Here is a 16180-nt window from a genome sequence, read left to right as displayed (position 1 = left end):
GGCTTCACGGGACGTCCCTGGAACGTAGGCGCGGCGCGGCTTAGCGGAAACCCACAATGTCCCCATTTTCATTGCCGGTTCCGCGGGGGTCGGGGCGGGCGGGGCGGTAGCTCTCGCTGTTGTAGACCTCCCAGAAGGCCTCGTTCGGCTCGCCCTCGGCGTCCCGGTACTCGGGGCGGATGCCAAAGACCTCGGTGCAGTCGGGGAGCACGCTCTTCTTCACCCGGCGCCCGTGCAGCGGGCCGTGCTCGAAGAGCCCGCCCGCCTCCCAGAGCACCCGCTCGCGGGTGATGATCTGGTTCGGCCGGGCGCTCTGGGCGAGCCGCGCGGCGACGTTCAGGGTGTCGCCCCAGACGTCGAACCAGAGCCGCCCGGCGCGGGTGCGCCCCGAGGCGTCGGGGAGCACGTGGCTCGTGTCGATGACCCCGGCCGCGACCGGGCCGATGGTGATCCCGATCCGCGCGGGCCACATCACGTAGCCGCCGTCCCGGACCTTGCGCAGCACCTCCTCGGCGTCCCCGAGCGGGGGCAGCGAGCGCCGGAACCGGAGCATCGCCAGCAGCGCCCCGATCGCCGCCCGGTGCATGTGCACGGGGCCGCCCTCCATCCCGAGCCCCGCAATGGCGATGCGGGCGTCGCCCTCCGCGCGCAGGGGCTCCACCCCGACGCTGAGGCAGGCGTCGTCGAAGCGCAGCCAGAACTCGCGCATGGCGGCGACAATCCGCTCGGGGAGCATCTTCTCGCAGGACTGGCTGAACCCCACCGCGTCGCAGAAGAGCAGCACCACGTGGCGCGTCGAGGGCTCGACGAAGCCCTGGCGCGCGTAGCGCTCCGCGACGGGGCCCGTCAACGCGCTCGAGAGCAGCTGCATCGCCCGCTCGCGCTGGAGCTCCGCCTCCTCGCGCTGGCCTTCGGCGATCTGGCGCTGACGCTCGGCCTCGGCGTGCTGGCGGACGGCTTCGGCACGCTCGCGCTCGGTCTCCGCCCGCTGCAGCTCGAGCTCCACCGTGCGCCGGCGCAGGCGCAGCTCCGCCATGCTGCGCTGGCGATAGTTGCGCAGATACCAGAGGTTCAGCACGACCCCGAACACGGCCGCCGCGGCCGGCAGCGTGAGTTTGGCGGAGAGTTGCAGGAGTGCCTGGGGCTCCATGCCCGTGGCGGCGCCTGCCACCAGCGGCACCAGCAGGGAACAGGCGGCCAGCGCCATGAGCTGGGTGGAGGACAGGGGGAAGATCGTCAACACGACCAGATTCGCGAGCACGTAGCTCGGCATGTGGTAGCCCGCCCCGTGGGAGAGCCCGAGCTGCAGGCCCTCGCCCCCGAGCGCCGCCAGCGCGCAGACCGCAACCACAAACCGCACGGTGGAGAGCGGAGCCGCGCGGCGGGGGAAGACCAGCACGAGGAGCGCCCCCGCGACAGCCAGGACCAGCGGCAGAATGACCGCGAGCCGCGGCCCGAGGGCGCCTCCCCCCAGGCCCGCCACACTGTCTGCTCGCTCCGGCGCGAACCACAGATGGAGAAAGATGGTCGCGATCCAGAACGGGATGACGGCGGCCGCGAGCCAACGAACACGGCAGAGCCCCTGCTCCACGAACCGCGCGAGGTAGCGAGGCCGGCCCAGCACCGGCGCGGCCTCGCAGACGGTGAGGGTCCGGTCGATGATCGAGAAGGGAGTCCAGCCCATCATCCCCTCAGTCGATGCAGACCTCGCACGCCGACACCGCGTCGTGGCGCACGAGCGACCCGGTCAGCTCGCCCACGCGCCCAAGGCCGTGGCGGTCCAGGTAGGAAAGGATCCCGGCGTTGATCCCGGCGCACACGAGAGGATCGTAGAAGAGCGCAGTACCGATGCCTACGGCGCTCGCCCCCGCGATGAGGAACTCGAGCGCGTCCTCCGCGCAGGTGACCCCGCCCTGGCCGATGATGGGCACGCCGTGGGGCGCCGCCACCTGGTGGACCTCGTGCACCTTGAGGAGCGCGATCGGCTTGATGGCCGGCCCCGAGAGCCCGCCCTGGTTGTTCCCGAGCACGGGCCGGCGGGTCTCCACGTCGATAGCCATCCCCATCAGCGTGTTGATGACCGAGAGCCCGTCCGTACCCGCCTCGATGCAGCGGCGCGCGTTCTCGCGGATGTCGGTCTGGTTCGGGGAGAGCTTGGTGATGAGGGGCTTCCTGGTCACCGCCCGGCAGGCAGCGACCACCCGCGCGGACACGTCCGGATCGTTGCCGAAGGCCGCCCCGCCCGCCTTCACGTTCGGGCAGGAGATGTTGATCTCGATGGCGTCGACCGGGGAGTCGTCGAAGACGCGCGCGACCTCGCGGTAGTCCTCCACCGTGGAGCCGGCGATGTTGGCGATGAAGCGGGTCTCGGAGAAGTCGAGCCGGGGCAGGATCTTCTCCACGACGTAGCGCGCCCCCGGATTCTGCAGCCCGATGGCGTTCAGCATCCCCATGGGCGTCTCGTAGACCCGGTGCGGGGCGTTGCCGAGCCGCGGCTCGAGCGTCGTGCCCTTCAGGCACACCGCCCCCACCTCCCGGTGGTCGAAGCCCTCGACCCGCGTGTACTCGTCGCCGAAGCCGACGCAGCCCGAGAGCAGCACCAGCGGGCTCTGCAGGCGCAGACCGCAGAACTCGACCGCGAGACGCTCGCTCACCATCGCACCACCACCGGAACGTTCCGGCGCGCGAGCAGGACCGCTTCCCCACGCTCCAGGGCGGCCACGCATTCGGAGAGCTTCGCCTTGGCCTCGTGGATGTTGACGGTGATCATCGGAAGCCTGGTGAGGAACAAACCAGAAAGTGGACCCACTTTATGGTTCAGCGTGAACGAGCGCAACTCGGCGGCAAAACACGGGACCATCGCGGCGCGAGCCGCGTCACGCGGGCGTTCCGGGTAACCTGTGTGCTTCCGCTCCCCCGCGCGTCCACTCGCAGCCAGGCCCGCTCACCATGTTCCACGTCGTCCTCTACCAGCCCGAAATCCCGCCCAACACGGGGAACGTCATCCGCCTCTGCGCCAACACGGGGGCAACGCTGCACCTCATCCACCCGCTCGGCTTCCAGCTCGAGGACGCAAAGCTCCGCCGCGCGGGGCTCGACTACCGGGAGTGGGCGCAGGTGCGGGAGCACGCGAGCTGGGAGGCGTACCTGGAGAAGGAGCGCCCGGGGCGAGTGCTTGCCTTCTCGACCCGGGGCACCGGGTCCTACGCCGACGCCGACTACCGGCCGTGGGACGCGCTGCTCTTCGGGCCGGAGACCCGGGGGTTGCCCGGGGAGCTCCTGGCCGCGATCGGGCCGGGGAACGTGCTGCGCCTCCCGATGGTGCCCGGGAGCCGGAGCTTGAACCTCTCGAATGCGGTGGCGGTGGTGGTCTACGAGGCCTGGAGACAGCAGGGGTTTCCGTCACCGGGATGAGCGGTCACCGCACCGGTCCAGGCCGGGCCAGCACCCCTCCCCGCGCCCCCGGGGCCGCAAACGTGACCCGGGCGCCCCCACCCCTGGGGGACGAACGACTCCCAGGCGCGCCGCGCCCCGCGCGGCCGCACTCCAACCCTCAGACCGAGGTCGACCCCAGGCGTGCCGCCGCGAACGGCACGGCGCGAGCCAACGGCAGGTCCAGCTGGGAATACAGGCGATAGGGCTCGTTGACCTCTTCGACGCCGGGTGTCGCCGGCCCGTGTGCGTAGAGGGCCTCAAGCGCCTGGGTGACGTTTCCGAGGTAGGGATGGCGCACCCCCCGGTGATGACAGGCGTCCCCAATCAGGCGGGCCTCGATCCCCAGCCGGGTCAACACGCGCTTCAGCGATGGAGCCAGGAAGAACCCGAGGTTCTGAAGACCCAGGTCTCGGGCTCGCGAGCAGAGCCCGATCAACAGGCGGCGCAGCATCTCGGTACGGGCGCTCAGGAGTCCCTCCGCCTCGAACCGGCTCACCGGCCCGACCAGGGGGTCGCGACGCACGATCAGGAGCCGAGAGACCTCGCCATCGGGGCGGCTGAGCGCGCCCAGACGGGCCGGATCAATCCGGCAGTGACTCTCCACGGGGAGAGGTCCCTGCTCCTGCCGGATCACCAGACGGGCGCTGGCGAGCCATCCACCGGTGTTGGTGCAGCGGATCAGGAAATGGATGGAGTGGGCGTCGAACTCGTCCGACTCCTCCTTCGTATCGAAGTGCAGCGGGTCTTCGAAGCCCGTTTCGAGGCAATAGACCTGATACCGCAGGCGGTACGCAATACTTCTGCTCGGCTCGGTGTCCGCGATGACCGCCTCGTAGGGATGAGCATTCAGCGCAAATGCCCCCAATGCTGGCTTGGTCTCCATGCGGCACCCCCTCTTGCCCCGCACTCTCACCGATTCACCCACGCCGTGACCGCACTGCAACGCACCGGTCACCGCCCGAGGCTCCCCAGCGACGCGGATCGCGCGCCCCTCCCCGGCACCGGGCAGCAGAATATAGGCAAAAAATGCGCCATGCGTCACAAAAGCTTGGACAGGTCATCAGCGAATGGCCCTATCTCACTGTCTTTGGGGCCCGGCGCTATCCACCGGATGGGAGACTTCTGAGGCCGCAGTCCCCGCGAACCACCAGGGACTGCCGACAAACGTAAGAACAGCCGACGCGGAGTTTCCTGAGGTTAAGACTAAGCAAAACAGCCTAACTCTACCATTTTGCGGCAAGATTGGCAAACCGCCCCGGACGTGGGCATCCGGCCCGCAAGGGTCAGAACTCCTGTAAAGAACGCCGACAACCGCACGCAAACAGGTCATGAGAGGCGACCGTCCCGCACCGGAGCACGCTGTGACGACGAACCCGAGCCCCGCACCCCCCAGTCTCGCGGAGGTGTACGAGCAGTATTTCACCATGGTCCGCGCGGACACCCCGGCTTTGCGCGAGGCCGCGTTCCGCCTGCGTTACCAGGTGTACTGCGTCGAGAACGCCTTCGAAGACCCCTCGCATTTCCCTGACCGCATGGAGTACGACGCCTACGACCAGCGCGCGGTCCATGCCCTACTGGTGCACCGCCCCACGGGCAACGTCGCGGGCACCGTGCGACTGATCCTGCCGGATGGCAGCCGGCCGAGCGACCTGCCGTTTCACGCCGTCTGCCGCAGCCGGGCCCCCTTCCCCCCGGGCAGCACGGCGGAGATCTCCCGCTTCGCCATCTCCAAGGACTTCCGCCGCCGGCAGTCGGAGGGGCTCTACCCGGACGAGCACAGCGTCGCGCGCGACGACACCTCCGGACCCACCGACCAGCGCCTCATCCCCACGATGGCTATCGGCCTGATGCGCGAGATCGCCCGCATGAGCACCGAGCGGGGCGTGACCCACTGGTGCGCGGTGATGATGCCGGCGCTGCTGCGCCTGCTCGGGCGCCTCGGGATCCATTTCCATCCCGCCGGGCCCCCGGTGCAGTACCACGGCCGGCGGCAACCGTGCTATCGGGACGGCGTCGAGCTCCTGGAGCAGGTCCGGACGGAGCAGCCGGCGATCTGGGACTTCCTCACCGACGGGGGCCGGATGTTCTCCGAACGGGAGACCGCTCGGGCCTCCGCCGGCCGTTAGACCGGAGCCCCGGGGAAAGCCCCCGGCCAACGGGAGCGCGGTCAGAAGCGATACCAGACCTCCCCGTAGACGCGGTCCTGGTGCTCGAACCGGCCGAAGTAGCCGTCCGAGCCTCCGCCGAAGACGTCGACACCCCCGACCAGGCTCCAGTTCGGCTGGAACGCCCAGGTCACGCGCCCCTGCAGATTCCAGTCGGTGTCGCCGAGCGCCGTGGCGTAGAGGATCTCGGGCGCCACCTTGGGGTGGAACGCCTTCGTGCTCAACAATACCGTGGCCACGCTGGTCAGGGCATCCTGCACCATCCCGGGCTCACGGTCGAAGACGCGGGCCTGGATGTACTGCAGATTGAGCCGCGTCTCGTTTTCGAAGGCGAACTCGACGCTCGCGATCCAATCGAGCGCGTCGCTGCGCAGCAATCCATCCGACTCCCCCGGGTCCGCAGTCTCGTAGAGCTGGCCCCGGGTGTAGATCGCCTCGCCCTTCACCACGAACGGCCCCAGGTCCTTGGCCACCGTGCCACCGTACTGGTGGATCCGCTCGTGGATCGGCCGGTAGGCGATGGTCGGCGTGGGCGCAAGGCTCACGCTGCGCTTGAACACCGGGAAACGGTCCGGAGAGCTCCAGAAGAACAACGAGGCGTCCCACCCGCCGGTCAGGTAGTTGGCGCGCAGGCCATAGCCCGAGTTGCCCAGGTCCTCGTCCGGAAAGCGCTCATCGCGGATCGTGGTGGTGAATCCAGGCGTTTCACCCGGCTGGAACGGGTAGAAATCCGCCCCCGGCTTGCCGATCTCGTCATAGGTCATCACCGGAACCCACACGGCCTCGGCGTGGAAATCCCCCTGGAACCACTCGGCGCGCGCGGCCCACTGCGGCAGCCGGCTCAGCTCGAAGTCGGGCAGGATGAACTGGCGCTGGTCGAAGGACGAGACCACGTCGGCGAAGTAGAAGGCGACGACCTCGCCCCACACGATGTGCTGGCGCCCCACCCTCCACTCGACGGGGCCGGTGGCGAAGTCCAGGTAGCTCTCCCAGACCCAGGCATCATGCTTCTGGTTGTCGCGGACCTCGCCGGGAAAGTAGTCGTTGCCCGCGTAGACCGGGTCGACCTGGGCCCGCGCCCCCACCTTCCAGCCTATCCCCCCATCGGTCCGACCGCTTGCGGAGACCTGAGCCATGTTCTGGAAGAGGGACCAGTGCCCCGTGCCGCCGTAGGTGTAGGCGAGCTGACTGTGGAGGAAACCGGAGACCTTCGGGCCACCGGACCCGCCAGGTCCGGCGAGTCCGCCAGGTTCAGCAGTCACGGGGCTCTCGTCTCCACCCGGCGGGGTGAGGGCGGGAGCACCGGCAACGGGCGCGGGTGCGGGCGCGGGCGCGGAAGCGGGTGCAGGTGCGGGTGCAGGCGCCGCCGTGCCGGCCGGCGGCAGGCCAAACAGGGCCTCGCGGGACAACGGGCCCTCGGCCCGGGCGGGGCCGGCGGCGAGGCACAGGAGCGCGAGCGGCAGCAGCGTGTGTTGCGTTCTACTCATGCCCCGAATCCTCCGTCCCAGTCCCCACCAACCGACCGTCGCTGATGTTCACCACACGGTCCGCCATTTCCATGACCCGGAAGTCATGCGTCGAAAAGATGAAGGTCGTCCCCTCGGACTCGTTGATCTTCTTCATCAGCCGGAGCACCCCTTCGCCGGTCTTCGAGTCCAGATTCGCCGTGGGCTCGTCGGCCAGCACGATGGCTGGGCTCCCCGCGAGCGCCCGGGCGATCGCGACCCGCTGGCGTTGGCCTCCGGAGAGCTCGTTCGGCCGGTGGTGAGCGTAGCGCGAGAGCCCCACCACCCCGAGATAGTGCTCGACCCGCTCCCGGCGCTCCTTGCGTGAGATCTCCTTGCGGTGCAGCAGCGGGTACTCGACGTTCTCCCGCGCGGAGAGCACGGGCAGGAGGTTGAAGGTCTGGAAGATGAACCCGAGGGCGCTGGCCCGCAGATCGGCGAGCTCGTCGGGGGTCTTACGGCTCACCTCTTCCTTGCCGATATAGACTTGGCCTTCCGTGGGCGTATCGATGCAACCGATCAGGTTGAGCAGGGTGGACTTCCCGCTCCCCGACGGGCCGGCGATCGCGAGGAACCGGCCCTTGGCGACGGCCAGGGAGACATCGTGCAGCGCACGGAACGTCTGCCGGCCGAGGCGGTAGTCCTTGGAGACGTGGTCGACACGGACGACGCTCATGGGGGCGTCAAAATGTCCCTCGAGTCGATCTCGCAAAACCTCGATAACTCCTTGTGCGCGTCGGGGAAGTATAGGTACATAGGCCTTCGAATGCCACGCAGCGCCAGCACGGACAGTCCCGAGCGGCACCCTGCCCCGGACGGCGGCACACATCCCCCAGGAGCACGCCATGCGAACCGGATTTAGCGCGTCACTCACATACCGACTCCCTCTCCGCCTGTGCCTCCTGGGGGCAGTCGCCGTTCTCACCGTGCCAGCGGCCACGGCGGCCACAGCGGGCGCGGCGGCCACGGCGGGCGCGGCGGACCCGGACCCCGGCCACATCGTCGAGATGGCCGACCGCATCCGTTTCCCGGCGGACGGCTTCCAGGTCGACGTGCACGTCTCGACGACGAGTCCGGGCGACAGCACGACCGACGTCCACGAGTACCGCGTCCTCTCCAAGGGGAAGGAGAGCACGGTCGTGCTCACCACCGCGCCGGCCTCGGAAAAGGGTCAGATGATGCTGATGCGCCAGCGCGACCTCTGGGTCTTCCTGCCCAGCGTCTCGCAGCCCGTGAGACTCCCCCTGTCACAGAAGTTGACCGGCCAGGTCGCGAACGGCGACCTCGCCCGCGCGAACTTCTCCGGCGACTACGACGCCACGCTGCTCCGCACCGAGACCCTGGAGCGCAAGGAACTCTTCGTCCTCGAGCTCAAGGCCTCGCAGCGCGGCGTGACCTACCCCAAGGTCACCTACTGGGTCGAAAAAGGCTCCTTCCGGCCCTTCAAGGCCGAGTTCTACACACTCTCGAACCGGCTCCTCAAGACCTGCCGCTACGAGGACTTCCGCGCCATGGAGGGCGAGTCCCGGCCGGCGCGCCTCGTGATGGAGGACGCCCTGCGCAAGGGCAGCCGCTCGGTGATGGAGTACCGGAACATGCAGCGCCGCAACCTGCCGGACGAGGTCTTCACCAAGGACTACCTGAAGAAGCTTCAGTAGCCCGCCGCCCGAACGCTCACACGTTCCAGCGCAGTCCGTCCACCACCGGCACACGGGCGGCCCGGAAGGCCGCCAGCAGGGCGGAGAGCACGGTCGCGCCGAAACCGATGGCGAGGGCGAGCAGCACGCTCTGGGGCTCGATGCGGATGAGTGCGGTGTAACCCAGGTCGGAGTTCGGTGGGGGGGGCATGGGGATGCCCACGAGCGAGATGGCCCAGGCGAGAAGGAGCCCCAGGGCCGCTCCGAGCAACGCCCCCGCCAGTCCGAGCATCACGTTCTCCGTCACGATCAGGCGCACGACGCCGCTCGAGCGCTCCCCGAGGGCCCGCAGGGTGCCGAACTCCCCCGTGCGCTCGTAGGCACTCATGTTCACGCTGTTTGCCACGCTCAGCAGGACCATGAGCAGGATGACCACCTGGAAGAACCCGAACTGCCGCCGGTACAGGGCGACCGTCTTGCGGTAGAAGTCGTCGAGCTCCTCCCACGACTTCACCTCGTAGGTCCCGGCGGGCAGCACCGCGGACAGGGCGGAGCGGACCGCTTCCGTGGCGAGGGTGTCGTCGAGCGAGACGACCAGGGCGTGCACGGCGTCGGTGTCCAGGAGCTCGCGCGCCGCATCGAGGGGGATGCGCACGGCGCGAGCGTCGTAGTCCTTCGAGACGGACGCGAAAGACCCGACGACCTCGAGCTCCAGGCTGTTCATGGAGCCGGCCGCGGTCGTCGCGACCAGCGTCACGTAGTCCCCGGGCTGCAGCTGCAGCGACGAGGCGACCCCCTGCCCGACCAGGACCCCCAGCCGGTCCGACGCCGCCAGCTGGCGGCCGCTCACGATCCGCAGGGCACTGCCGAGCCGGGCCTCCTTGTCGGGCTCCACCCCCTCCCCCATCACCGGAAGGTCCCCGCGCCCGTTGTTGACCAGGGCGTCGAAGTTGACGCGCCGGAGCACGTCGACCACGTGCGGCACCCCCGCGATGCCCTCTGCGACCCTGTCCGGCTCCGCGACCATGTACTGGTAGGGCTGCCGGCGGCCGTAGTGGAAGTGGCCCTCGGCATAGACCTGCAGGTGTCCGAGGCGGGAGTGGATGGTCCACTCCCGGAGCTGCACGTAGATGTCCTGCACGAAGCCGCCGCTCAGGATGAGCCCCACGACGCCGAGCAGGATGGCCCCCAGGGTCAGGGCGGTGCGCCCTTTGTGGCGGAGGAGGTTGCGGAAGGCGAGCTTCAGCATCGCGCGGCCCCGGCGCTCACCGGGCCTGGCGGAGCGCGTCGACGATGACCATGCGGGAGGCCCTCCAGGCGGGGTACAGGCTCGCGAGCGCGGTGCTGGCCACGGCCACGGCCAGGGTCCCGGCCATGAGGTCCGGCGTCAGCAGGATCTCCCCGGAGAAGCCCACGTCCATTCCGGGGGGAGGCGGCATGGGGATGCCGACCGCCGAAAGGAGCCTGGCAAGACCGGCGCCCACCGCAAGTCCCAACAGCCCCCCGACGATGCCGAGCAGCAGCCCCTCGAGCAGGAAGAGCTGCATCACGTACCGGCGGCTGTGGCCGATGGCCATCACCGTTCCGATCTCGGAGGTGCGCTCCAGCACGCTCATCACCTGGGTGTTGGAGATGCTGATCAGGACGATGAGCGCGATCACCACCCGCACGACGTTCACCTGCCGGGAGAAGAGCTCCACGGTCTTGTGGTAGAAGTCGGTCATGGCGTGCCAGGGCCGCAGCGTGAGGCCCGAGGCACCCGTCTCCTCGATGCGCCGCGCAAGGTCCGCCGCCACCCGGTCGGTGTGCTCCGTGCGGTCCAGGAGCAGCACCCAGGTGTGCGCCCCCGAGACCTGCAGGAGCCGGCGCGCGAGCTCGATGGGGGCGCGCAGCACGCTGTCGTCGAAGGCCTTGGTCGAGGTCCGGAAGAGGCCCCGGACGCGCGCCTCCACGCCGGAGACGCCACCGGTTCGGGTCGTGGCGAGCAACACCAGAGCGTCGCCGGGCTTCACCCCGAGGTTCTCCGCGAGGCCGGCCCCCAGGATGACTCCGTCGGCGGCGGATTCGGCGAGATTCTCGCCCTCCTCGATGGTGAGCTGGCGCGAGACCGCCTGTTCCCGGTCGGGCTCCACGCCCTCGCCGAGGAACGCGATGGTGGTCTCCCCGTGGCTCGCGAGCCCTCCGAAGGCGAGCCGCGAGGCGACGGCCTGCACGTGGGGAGCGCGGGACACGGCACCGAGCGCCGGCGAGTCCCCGGGGAGCAGGTAGGCGAAGGGCTCGGCGACGCCGCCCTCGAAGTACCCCTCGCGGGCGACCTGGATGTGGCCCAGACGGGACTGGATGTAGCTCTCCCGCATCGCCCAGAAGATCCACTCCATGAAGCCGCCCGCGAGCAGCAGGGCGACCACGCCGAAGGCGACCGCCGCGAGGCCGAGCGCGGTCCGCCCGCGGTTGCGCGAGAGGCTGCGCAGGGCGAGGGTGAGGATGCCGGGCAGGAACTGGCCAAGCCCCCCGGCGGCCCGCTGGGCGAGGGACGCCGGCTCCGCGGGGGCGCCGCCGACACGGGTCTCCCGCTGCCGCTCCGCCCGGGCGCGAGCCGGCGCGGGCCGCGGCGCAGACTGCGCCCCGCCCCCGGGCTCGTCGCACAGGGCCGAGAGGCCGTCGAACACGGTGTGGCACCGCCCGCAGCGGACCTTGCCCATCGCGAGTTGCAGGTCCGCGGCCCGGACCCGGTGGACGGCGTGGCAGTGAGGGCACTCAGCGTACATGGGCAAGGCAGCGGCCCGGGGCGGCCCGGGGGGCGCCGCCTCCGCGCGTGCTACAGTAACACGCCCCGGCGGCCGATTTCAGGGAACAGGGAAGAGCGCCGGCGGGGCGCACCGACAGGGAGCGGAGCGAGAAGCGATGGGCGACTTCGACTACGAGACGGCCTTCGACCGCAACATCGGCTGGGTCACGAGGGAGGAGCTGGCGCTCCTGCGCGGCAAGCGCATCGCCATCGCCGGCCTCGGCGGCGTCGGCGGCAGCCACCTCCTGACCCTGACACGCCTCGGCATCGGCGCGTTCAACCTGGCCGAGCTCGACACCTTCGAGCTCGTGAACTTCAACCGCCAGGCCGGCGCCACGCTGCGCAGCCTCGGCCGGCCGAAGCTCGACGTCCTCGCGGAGCTCGCCCTCGACGTCAACCCGGAGCTTCAGTTGCGCCGATTCCCCCAGGGGCTGACGACCGAGAACGTGCGGGAGTTCCTCGAGGGGGCCGACGTCTACCTGGACGCACTCGACTTCTTCGCCATCGACATGCGCCGGCGGGTCTTCTCCGCCGCGCTGGCGGAGGGCATCCCGGTCGTCACCGCCGCCCCCCTGGGGATGGGCGTCGCGCTCCTCACCTTCCTCCCGGGCCACATGACACCCGACGATTACTTCGGCTGGGCCGGCGTGCCCGAGCGCGAGCAGCTGCTGCGCTTCCTGCTGGGCCTCTCCCCCGCGATGCTCCAGGTGGGCTATCTCGCGGACCCCTCCGCGGTCGATCTGGCCCGGCACCGCGGGCCGTCCACCCCGATGGCCTGCGATCTGTGCGCCGGGGTGGCGGCGACCCACGTCCTGAAGCTCCTGCTGGGACGCGGTGAGCTCGTGGCCGCGCCGCGAGGGCTGCACTTCGACGCCTACCGCAACCGCATGGTGCAGACCTGGCGCCCGTGGGGCAGCCGGAACCCGCTGCAGCGCGTCGCCCTGGCCGTCGCCCGACGCAAGCTCGCCCGCTGAGCACCGCACGGGCACCCCGCCCCGGCCGCGGGGCTCGCCTCAGGCCAGCAGGGGACTTCCGAGCCCGCCCAGACGGAAGAAGGTCCGCAGGTCCTTCAGGTCCGTCCGGTGGTAGGAGGGTAACGCCTCGCGCAGCGCGGCCAGCCCGGCACGAACCCCCGGCGGCACCTCGCCGGCCCGCGGCGGGCTCTTCACCACGACCATGAACGGCATCAGGAAGGTGGAATACACCCGGGCCCGGCCCGCCAGGTAACGGTCTGCCAGACGCTGGAAGTCCGCGAGCGGGAACGCCGCCCGCAGGGAGTAGAGGTAGTCGAGCGTGAACAGCTCGGGCTGCCGGTCGCTGTACTGGTAAGCGAAGTACTCGATCGACTTCTCGGACTTCAGGTGCCCGAAGTCCACCAGGTACAGCCCACCGCCCGGCCGCAGGACTCGGGCGACCTCCGCGAAGGTCCGTTCCAGGTGGCCCACGTCGGGCAGGTGGTGCAGGGCGACCGTCGAGAAGACCGCGTCCACGCTGGCGTCGCCGAGGAACCCGAGATCGGTGACGTCGGCCTGCTGGAAGGCGACATTGCCGAGACCCTGCTCGGTCACATAGGCCCGGGCCCGCTCCAGCATCTCCTCCGAGAGGTCCACCCCGACGAAGCGCACGTCCGGGCTCAGGCGCGCGACCATCGCCAGCTGGGTCGCCGGCCCGCACCCCAGGTCCACGACCGTGTCCCCGGGCCGGATCACCTCACACACCTGGGCGCAGTGGAACAGGTAGACCGGGGCCATGACCCCGTCCTCCCGGCCGGCCCGGGTGTAGGCGGCCACCTTCTCGGGGTCGTCCATCACCAGGTCCGGCTCGGTGCGGCGAGGACTGCGCTCACGGCTCACGAGCTCACGAGCCAGGGTCTTCAGGACGGGCAGGCTGGGCATGGCACACCTCACTCGAGACTGGGAGAGACCGGGACGGACGCGGGGGCGGGGCCCGACGCGGTCAGGGCCGGGGAAAGGCACCGGTGTCCGGCTGGAGGTTGATCGGCACCTGAAGTCGTTTCCTTGACTCACCGCTCCCGGGGTGCCGCCCTCTCCGGGCGCTCGACGTGCCCCGGGGCGTCAGACCGCTCCTCGCGCCGCGGGGCACCGCGCACACGCAGGAAGGGGGCCAGTTGGCCCCCTTCCTTTGCACTGCTATCCGACTTCAGAGACTGCGGGTCGTCGTCAGGCCTTGCGGCTCCGGCGGGCGGCCCCGAGACCGATCAGGCCGACCCCCAGCAGACCGAGTATCGCAGGCTCCGGAACACGGGCTGCGTCTGCATTCGTCTGAATACGCGCAGAAAGCTGATAGAGCGTTCCCGCCGCCAGTACCGGGGTCGCTACGCTGGCAAACGACACGTTACCGGCAGTCTGCTCTATGCTCTGCACGTCGGCCGGCAGGGGGGCATTCAGGCTCAGCGTGTGAACACCGTTGCCGAACAGGTCTGGTGCATACGTCCACACGAGCGTGTTGGTCCCCAGATCGCGGATGCTGAAGTCCATCTGGTAACTGGCCGTCGCGAAGGCCGGATAGGTCTCGGTGGGAGCCGCGCTGATTGCCACCTGCAGGTACGCGTCAACGTCAAAGGTGAACGTCAGAGCCTGTGAGTTGTTGACGGCGAAAACAAAACTCGAGTTCAAATTGTTGTTCGAGTTGGCAGAGCCGGCAACCTCTAACCCGGTGTCGAGTCCGACATACGAGCCGCTCGCAACGGTCGCTCCCACCGGAAAATTGGGAAGGCTGTCGATCGGGGCCCCGAATTCCTGCTGATCAGCGGCCACATAGTTTCCGGTGGCGGGAGGCGCCAAGGGGTGCGGGAACGAGTTGTTCGGCAAAATGGGATTACACGCCGCCCCAAGGCAAATGGGGGCGAAATCGATCGGCGCGGAGATGCTGGAAATGCTGACGGGCTCGTAACCCGTCAGATCAACGGACTGGTCCGCTGAACTGGTAAAGGTCAGGAACGTGAAATCGGTCGCGTGATCCAGCACTGCACCAGCGCTGTCCTTGATCTGGAAGTTCGTCATCTCGACGACGGAACTGCCCATCACATAGGCCTGGGCGGGTGCGCTCATCACGCCGGCGACGAGGGCAGTCACGGCCACCGTCAGCGCCCTTTTCCGGAAAGTCTTCATTGGGTTGCCTCCGTTGAGGTGCTGTCGATCACGTAAGCGTAAGGGGTAACTGTTCGGCACCGGACATACAACTCTCGCTTTTCGTCTCTCGGTGCGGAGTGTTGCCCACGTTCCGTGCCCTAAGCGTTAGCACACCCCATGCCACGGAAGACATTTTCCTTTCAGAACAGCCGGTTCGAGATGACTTCTCGGCCCGAAGAACGCCGCCCGGACCCCGATTGTAAAGCTTCCCGACACCTTGCCCGACTCCCCCGCCCGCCTGCCGGTCCTCCCGGCCAGCCGAAGCACGGCCGAAGTCCAACGACCTCCACGACTTAGCGCGCAAGGTGCCCTGTGAACCGGCCCGACACCGCGCTGCCCCAGCACCCGCAGACACGGACAGGCCCGGCTCGCCGCTCTTCTAGGAAACGTCGACCACCCTCTCCAGAGGGAAGCGCGCCGAAAGCCGGCCCGGCTTTACGGGGGGACCGAGACGAAACGCCATCGCCGGGGTTCTGTTGCCCAGCCCGAAGGCCTCCGACACGGCCGGCCGAAGCTCCCGGAGGCGCTCCACGTGCCCCGCGGGTATCCCATCGAGCTCGCCGGCCGCCACCCGCTCCATCAGGCAGATGATCCCGGTGACGGGCTGGAAGGCCAGCCCGAGCCGGGTGGCCTCGAGCCACACACGCTCCATGGCCCGCCCGGCCACCACGAAATCGCGGTCCTCACCGCCGCCGGCCGACACTAGCCCCAGCGCGGACGAGGCACGCAGCTTCCGCAACGACTCGAGAGCCACCACCGCCGACAACCCGACGTGATTGAGCGCCCGAACCACACCCCAGCGCGATAGCGCGGGGAAACCGAGCCTCTGAGGGGGATTCAGGCCCAGCGTGTCGATCGGGATCCCGTCCCCGGTGCGCTCCTCCTCTTCCCGGGTCCAGCGCACGTGGTCAAAGAGAAAGCGATGAAGGTTCGGGTTCTCGAACACGACTCGTTCGTTCCAGCGCAGCAGATGGGCGAGCGCCGCCCTTTCCTCGGACCCGGTCACGAGGTGGAGCACGGCCCCCGGGACGGCAGCACCTGCGACCTTCAGGGATTCGGCTTGGGCAGGGGTCAGCGGCGTTCCGGTGTACGGCCCACGGTGGGTGATCCGGGCGGGAATGGCCGAGAAGAGAGGGTCCTCAACCGGTTTCGAAGGCGTGAAGGCGAAGCGGCAGACCCAGTCCGGCTGGCCGGTGTCGGGAAACAGCTCGACCGACACGCCGAGCCCGAGTGCCCTCCCAGCGATGGTGACATTCTCCACGAGCGCCCCATGACCGAGCAGCGAGGCGCGCTGGCGGTGGTTGTAGAGGGAGGTGTCCCGGCTCGGGACGTTGAAGAGGTCGACCTCCGCTCCCCGCATCACGAACCGCCAGGGCTGGCTGTTGTCCCCGGACGGGGCCAGTGTGCCGAGCCGGAGCACTTCACGGATCCTGCCTTGCATCTCGTCCATCTCGTGCACCTCCTGCGCCTCGTGCGTGTTGCGCATCTCGCGCATCAG

15 protein-coding genes are annotated in these 16180 nt (G+C 69.3%); 4 read left to right on the top strand and 11 right to left on the bottom strand.

Annotated elements, in window-relative coordinates; genetic code table 11:
• Positions 1-40 precede the first annotated feature (40 nt).
• Genes KA217_00510 through KA217_00500 form a run of 3 tightly spaced genes read right to left on the bottom strand, consistent with a single transcriptional unit; the run spans position 41 to position 2770 of the window.
• Positions 41-1684: a hypothetical protein gene (locus tag KA217_00510; protein ID MBP7710937.1), complete on the bottom strand. Its 1644-nt coding sequence runs from the start codon at positions 1682-1684 to the stop codon at positions 41-43.
• Between the two features lie 7 nt (positions 1685-1691).
• Positions 1692-2657 carry a dihydroorotate dehydrogenase gene (locus KA217_00505; GenBank protein MBP7710936.1) on the bottom strand — a complete coding sequence of 322 codons (966 nt, stop codon included), beginning with the start codon at positions 2655-2657 and terminating at the stop codon, positions 1692-1694.
• Positions 2651-2770, bottom strand: a complete 120-nt coding sequence (locus tag KA217_00500; protein ID MBP7710935.1) for a type II toxin-antitoxin system Phd/YefM family antitoxin — start codon at positions 2768-2770, stop codon at positions 2651-2653. The genes KA217_00505 and KA217_00500 overlap by 7 nt, the downstream gene beginning before the upstream one ends.
• Before the next feature lie 179 nt (positions 2771-2949).
• Between KA217_00500 and trmL the strand changes: the two genes are divergently transcribed.
• Complete coding sequence (gene trmL / locus KA217_00495) at positions 2950-3414, top strand: tRNA (uridine(34)/cytosine(34)/5-carboxymethylaminomethyluridine(34)-2'-O)-methyltransferase TrmL (protein ID MBP7710934.1); 465 nt, start codon at positions 2950-2952, stop codon at positions 3412-3414.
• A gap of 139 nt (positions 3415-3553) precedes the next feature.
• Here trmL and KA217_00490 read toward each other — a convergent pair whose 3' ends face one another.
• Positions 3554-4318: a GNAT family N-acetyltransferase gene (locus KA217_00490; GenBank protein ID MBP7710933.1), complete on the bottom strand. Its 765-nt coding sequence runs from the start codon at positions 4316-4318 to the stop codon at positions 3554-3556.
• Between the two features lie 478 nt (positions 4319-4796).
• On the opposite strand from KA217_00490, the gene KA217_00485 reads away from it, so the two are divergent.
• The gene (locus KA217_00485; protein ID MBP7710932.1) at positions 4797-5561 is read left to right on the top strand and encodes a PEP-CTERM/exosortase system-associated acyltransferase; all 765 of its coding nucleotides are present in this window, start codon (positions 4797-4799) and stop codon (positions 5559-5561) included.
• Positions 5562-5602: 41 nt separating this feature from the next.
• On the opposite strand, the gene KA217_00480 is transcribed toward KA217_00485, so the two are convergent.
• Together KA217_00480 and KA217_00475 are read right to left on the bottom strand one after the other, a co-directional pair.
• Positions 5603-7087 carry a hypothetical protein gene (locus KA217_00480; protein ID MBP7710931.1) on the bottom strand — a complete coding sequence of 495 codons (1485 nt, stop codon included), beginning with the start codon at positions 7085-7087 and terminating at the stop codon, positions 5603-5605.
• Positions 7080-7781, bottom strand: a complete 702-nt coding sequence (locus tag KA217_00475; protein ID MBP7710930.1) for an ABC transporter ATP-binding protein — start codon at positions 7779-7781, stop codon at positions 7080-7082. Before KA217_00475 ends, KA217_00480 begins: the two co-directional genes overlap by 8 nt.
• A 169-nt stretch (positions 7782-7950) precedes the next feature.
• Between KA217_00475 and KA217_00470 the strand changes: the two genes are divergently transcribed.
• Complete coding sequence (locus tag KA217_00470) at positions 7951-8763, top strand: outer membrane lipoprotein-sorting protein (protein MBP7710929.1); 813 nt, start codon at positions 7951-7953, stop codon at positions 8761-8763.
• Positions 8764-8779: 16 nt separating this feature from the next.
• Here the strand turns inward: KA217_00470 and KA217_00465 are convergent, their stop codons facing one another.
• A complete protein-coding gene (locus KA217_00465; GenBank protein ID MBP7710928.1) occupies positions 8780-9991 on the bottom strand; it encodes an ABC transporter permease in 1212 nt (403 codons plus the stop codon).
• A gap of 16 nt (positions 9992-10007) precedes the next feature.
• Entirely contained in the window at positions 10008-11444 is a 1437-nt protein-coding gene (locus KA217_00460; protein ID MBP7710927.1) for an ABC transporter permease, read from the bottom strand.
• A 202-nt stretch (positions 11445-11646) separates the two neighbouring features.
• Between KA217_00460 and KA217_00455 the strand changes: the two genes are divergently transcribed.
• On the top strand, positions 11647-12504 hold the full coding sequence (locus KA217_00455) for a ThiF family adenylyltransferase (protein ID MBP7710926.1): 858 nt from the start codon (positions 11647-11649) through the stop codon (positions 12502-12504).
• A gap of 39 nt (positions 12505-12543) precedes the next feature.
• Here the strand turns inward: KA217_00455 and KA217_00450 are convergent, their stop codons facing one another.
• The 3 genes from KA217_00450 to KA217_00440 all read right to left on the bottom strand — a co-directional run bounded on the left by KA217_00450 (position 12544) and on the right by KA217_00440 (position 16177).
• Positions 12544-13425: a class I SAM-dependent methyltransferase gene (locus KA217_00450; protein MBP7710925.1), complete on the bottom strand. Its 882-nt coding sequence runs from the start codon at positions 13423-13425 to the stop codon at positions 12544-12546.
• A 285-nt stretch (positions 13426-13710) separates the two neighbouring features.
• On the bottom strand, positions 13711-14028 hold the full coding sequence (locus KA217_00445) for a PEP-CTERM sorting domain-containing protein (protein ID MBP7710924.1): 318 nt from the start codon (positions 14026-14028) through the stop codon (positions 13711-13713).
• Positions 14029-15061: 1033 nt separating this feature from the next.
• Positions 15062-16177 (bottom strand): nitroreductase, encoded by a 1116-nt coding sequence (locus KA217_00440; protein ID MBP7710923.1) that lies wholly within the window; start codon positions 16175-16177, stop codon positions 15062-15064.
• Between the last annotated feature and the right edge of the window lie 3 nt (positions 16178-16180).

The organism is Gammaproteobacteria bacterium (assembly GCA_017999615.1).
Classification (GTDB): domain Bacteria; phylum Pseudomonadota; class Gammaproteobacteria; order JAABTG01; family JAABTG01; genus JAGNLM01.
This window is presented reverse-complemented; position numbering and strand designations above follow the sequence as displayed.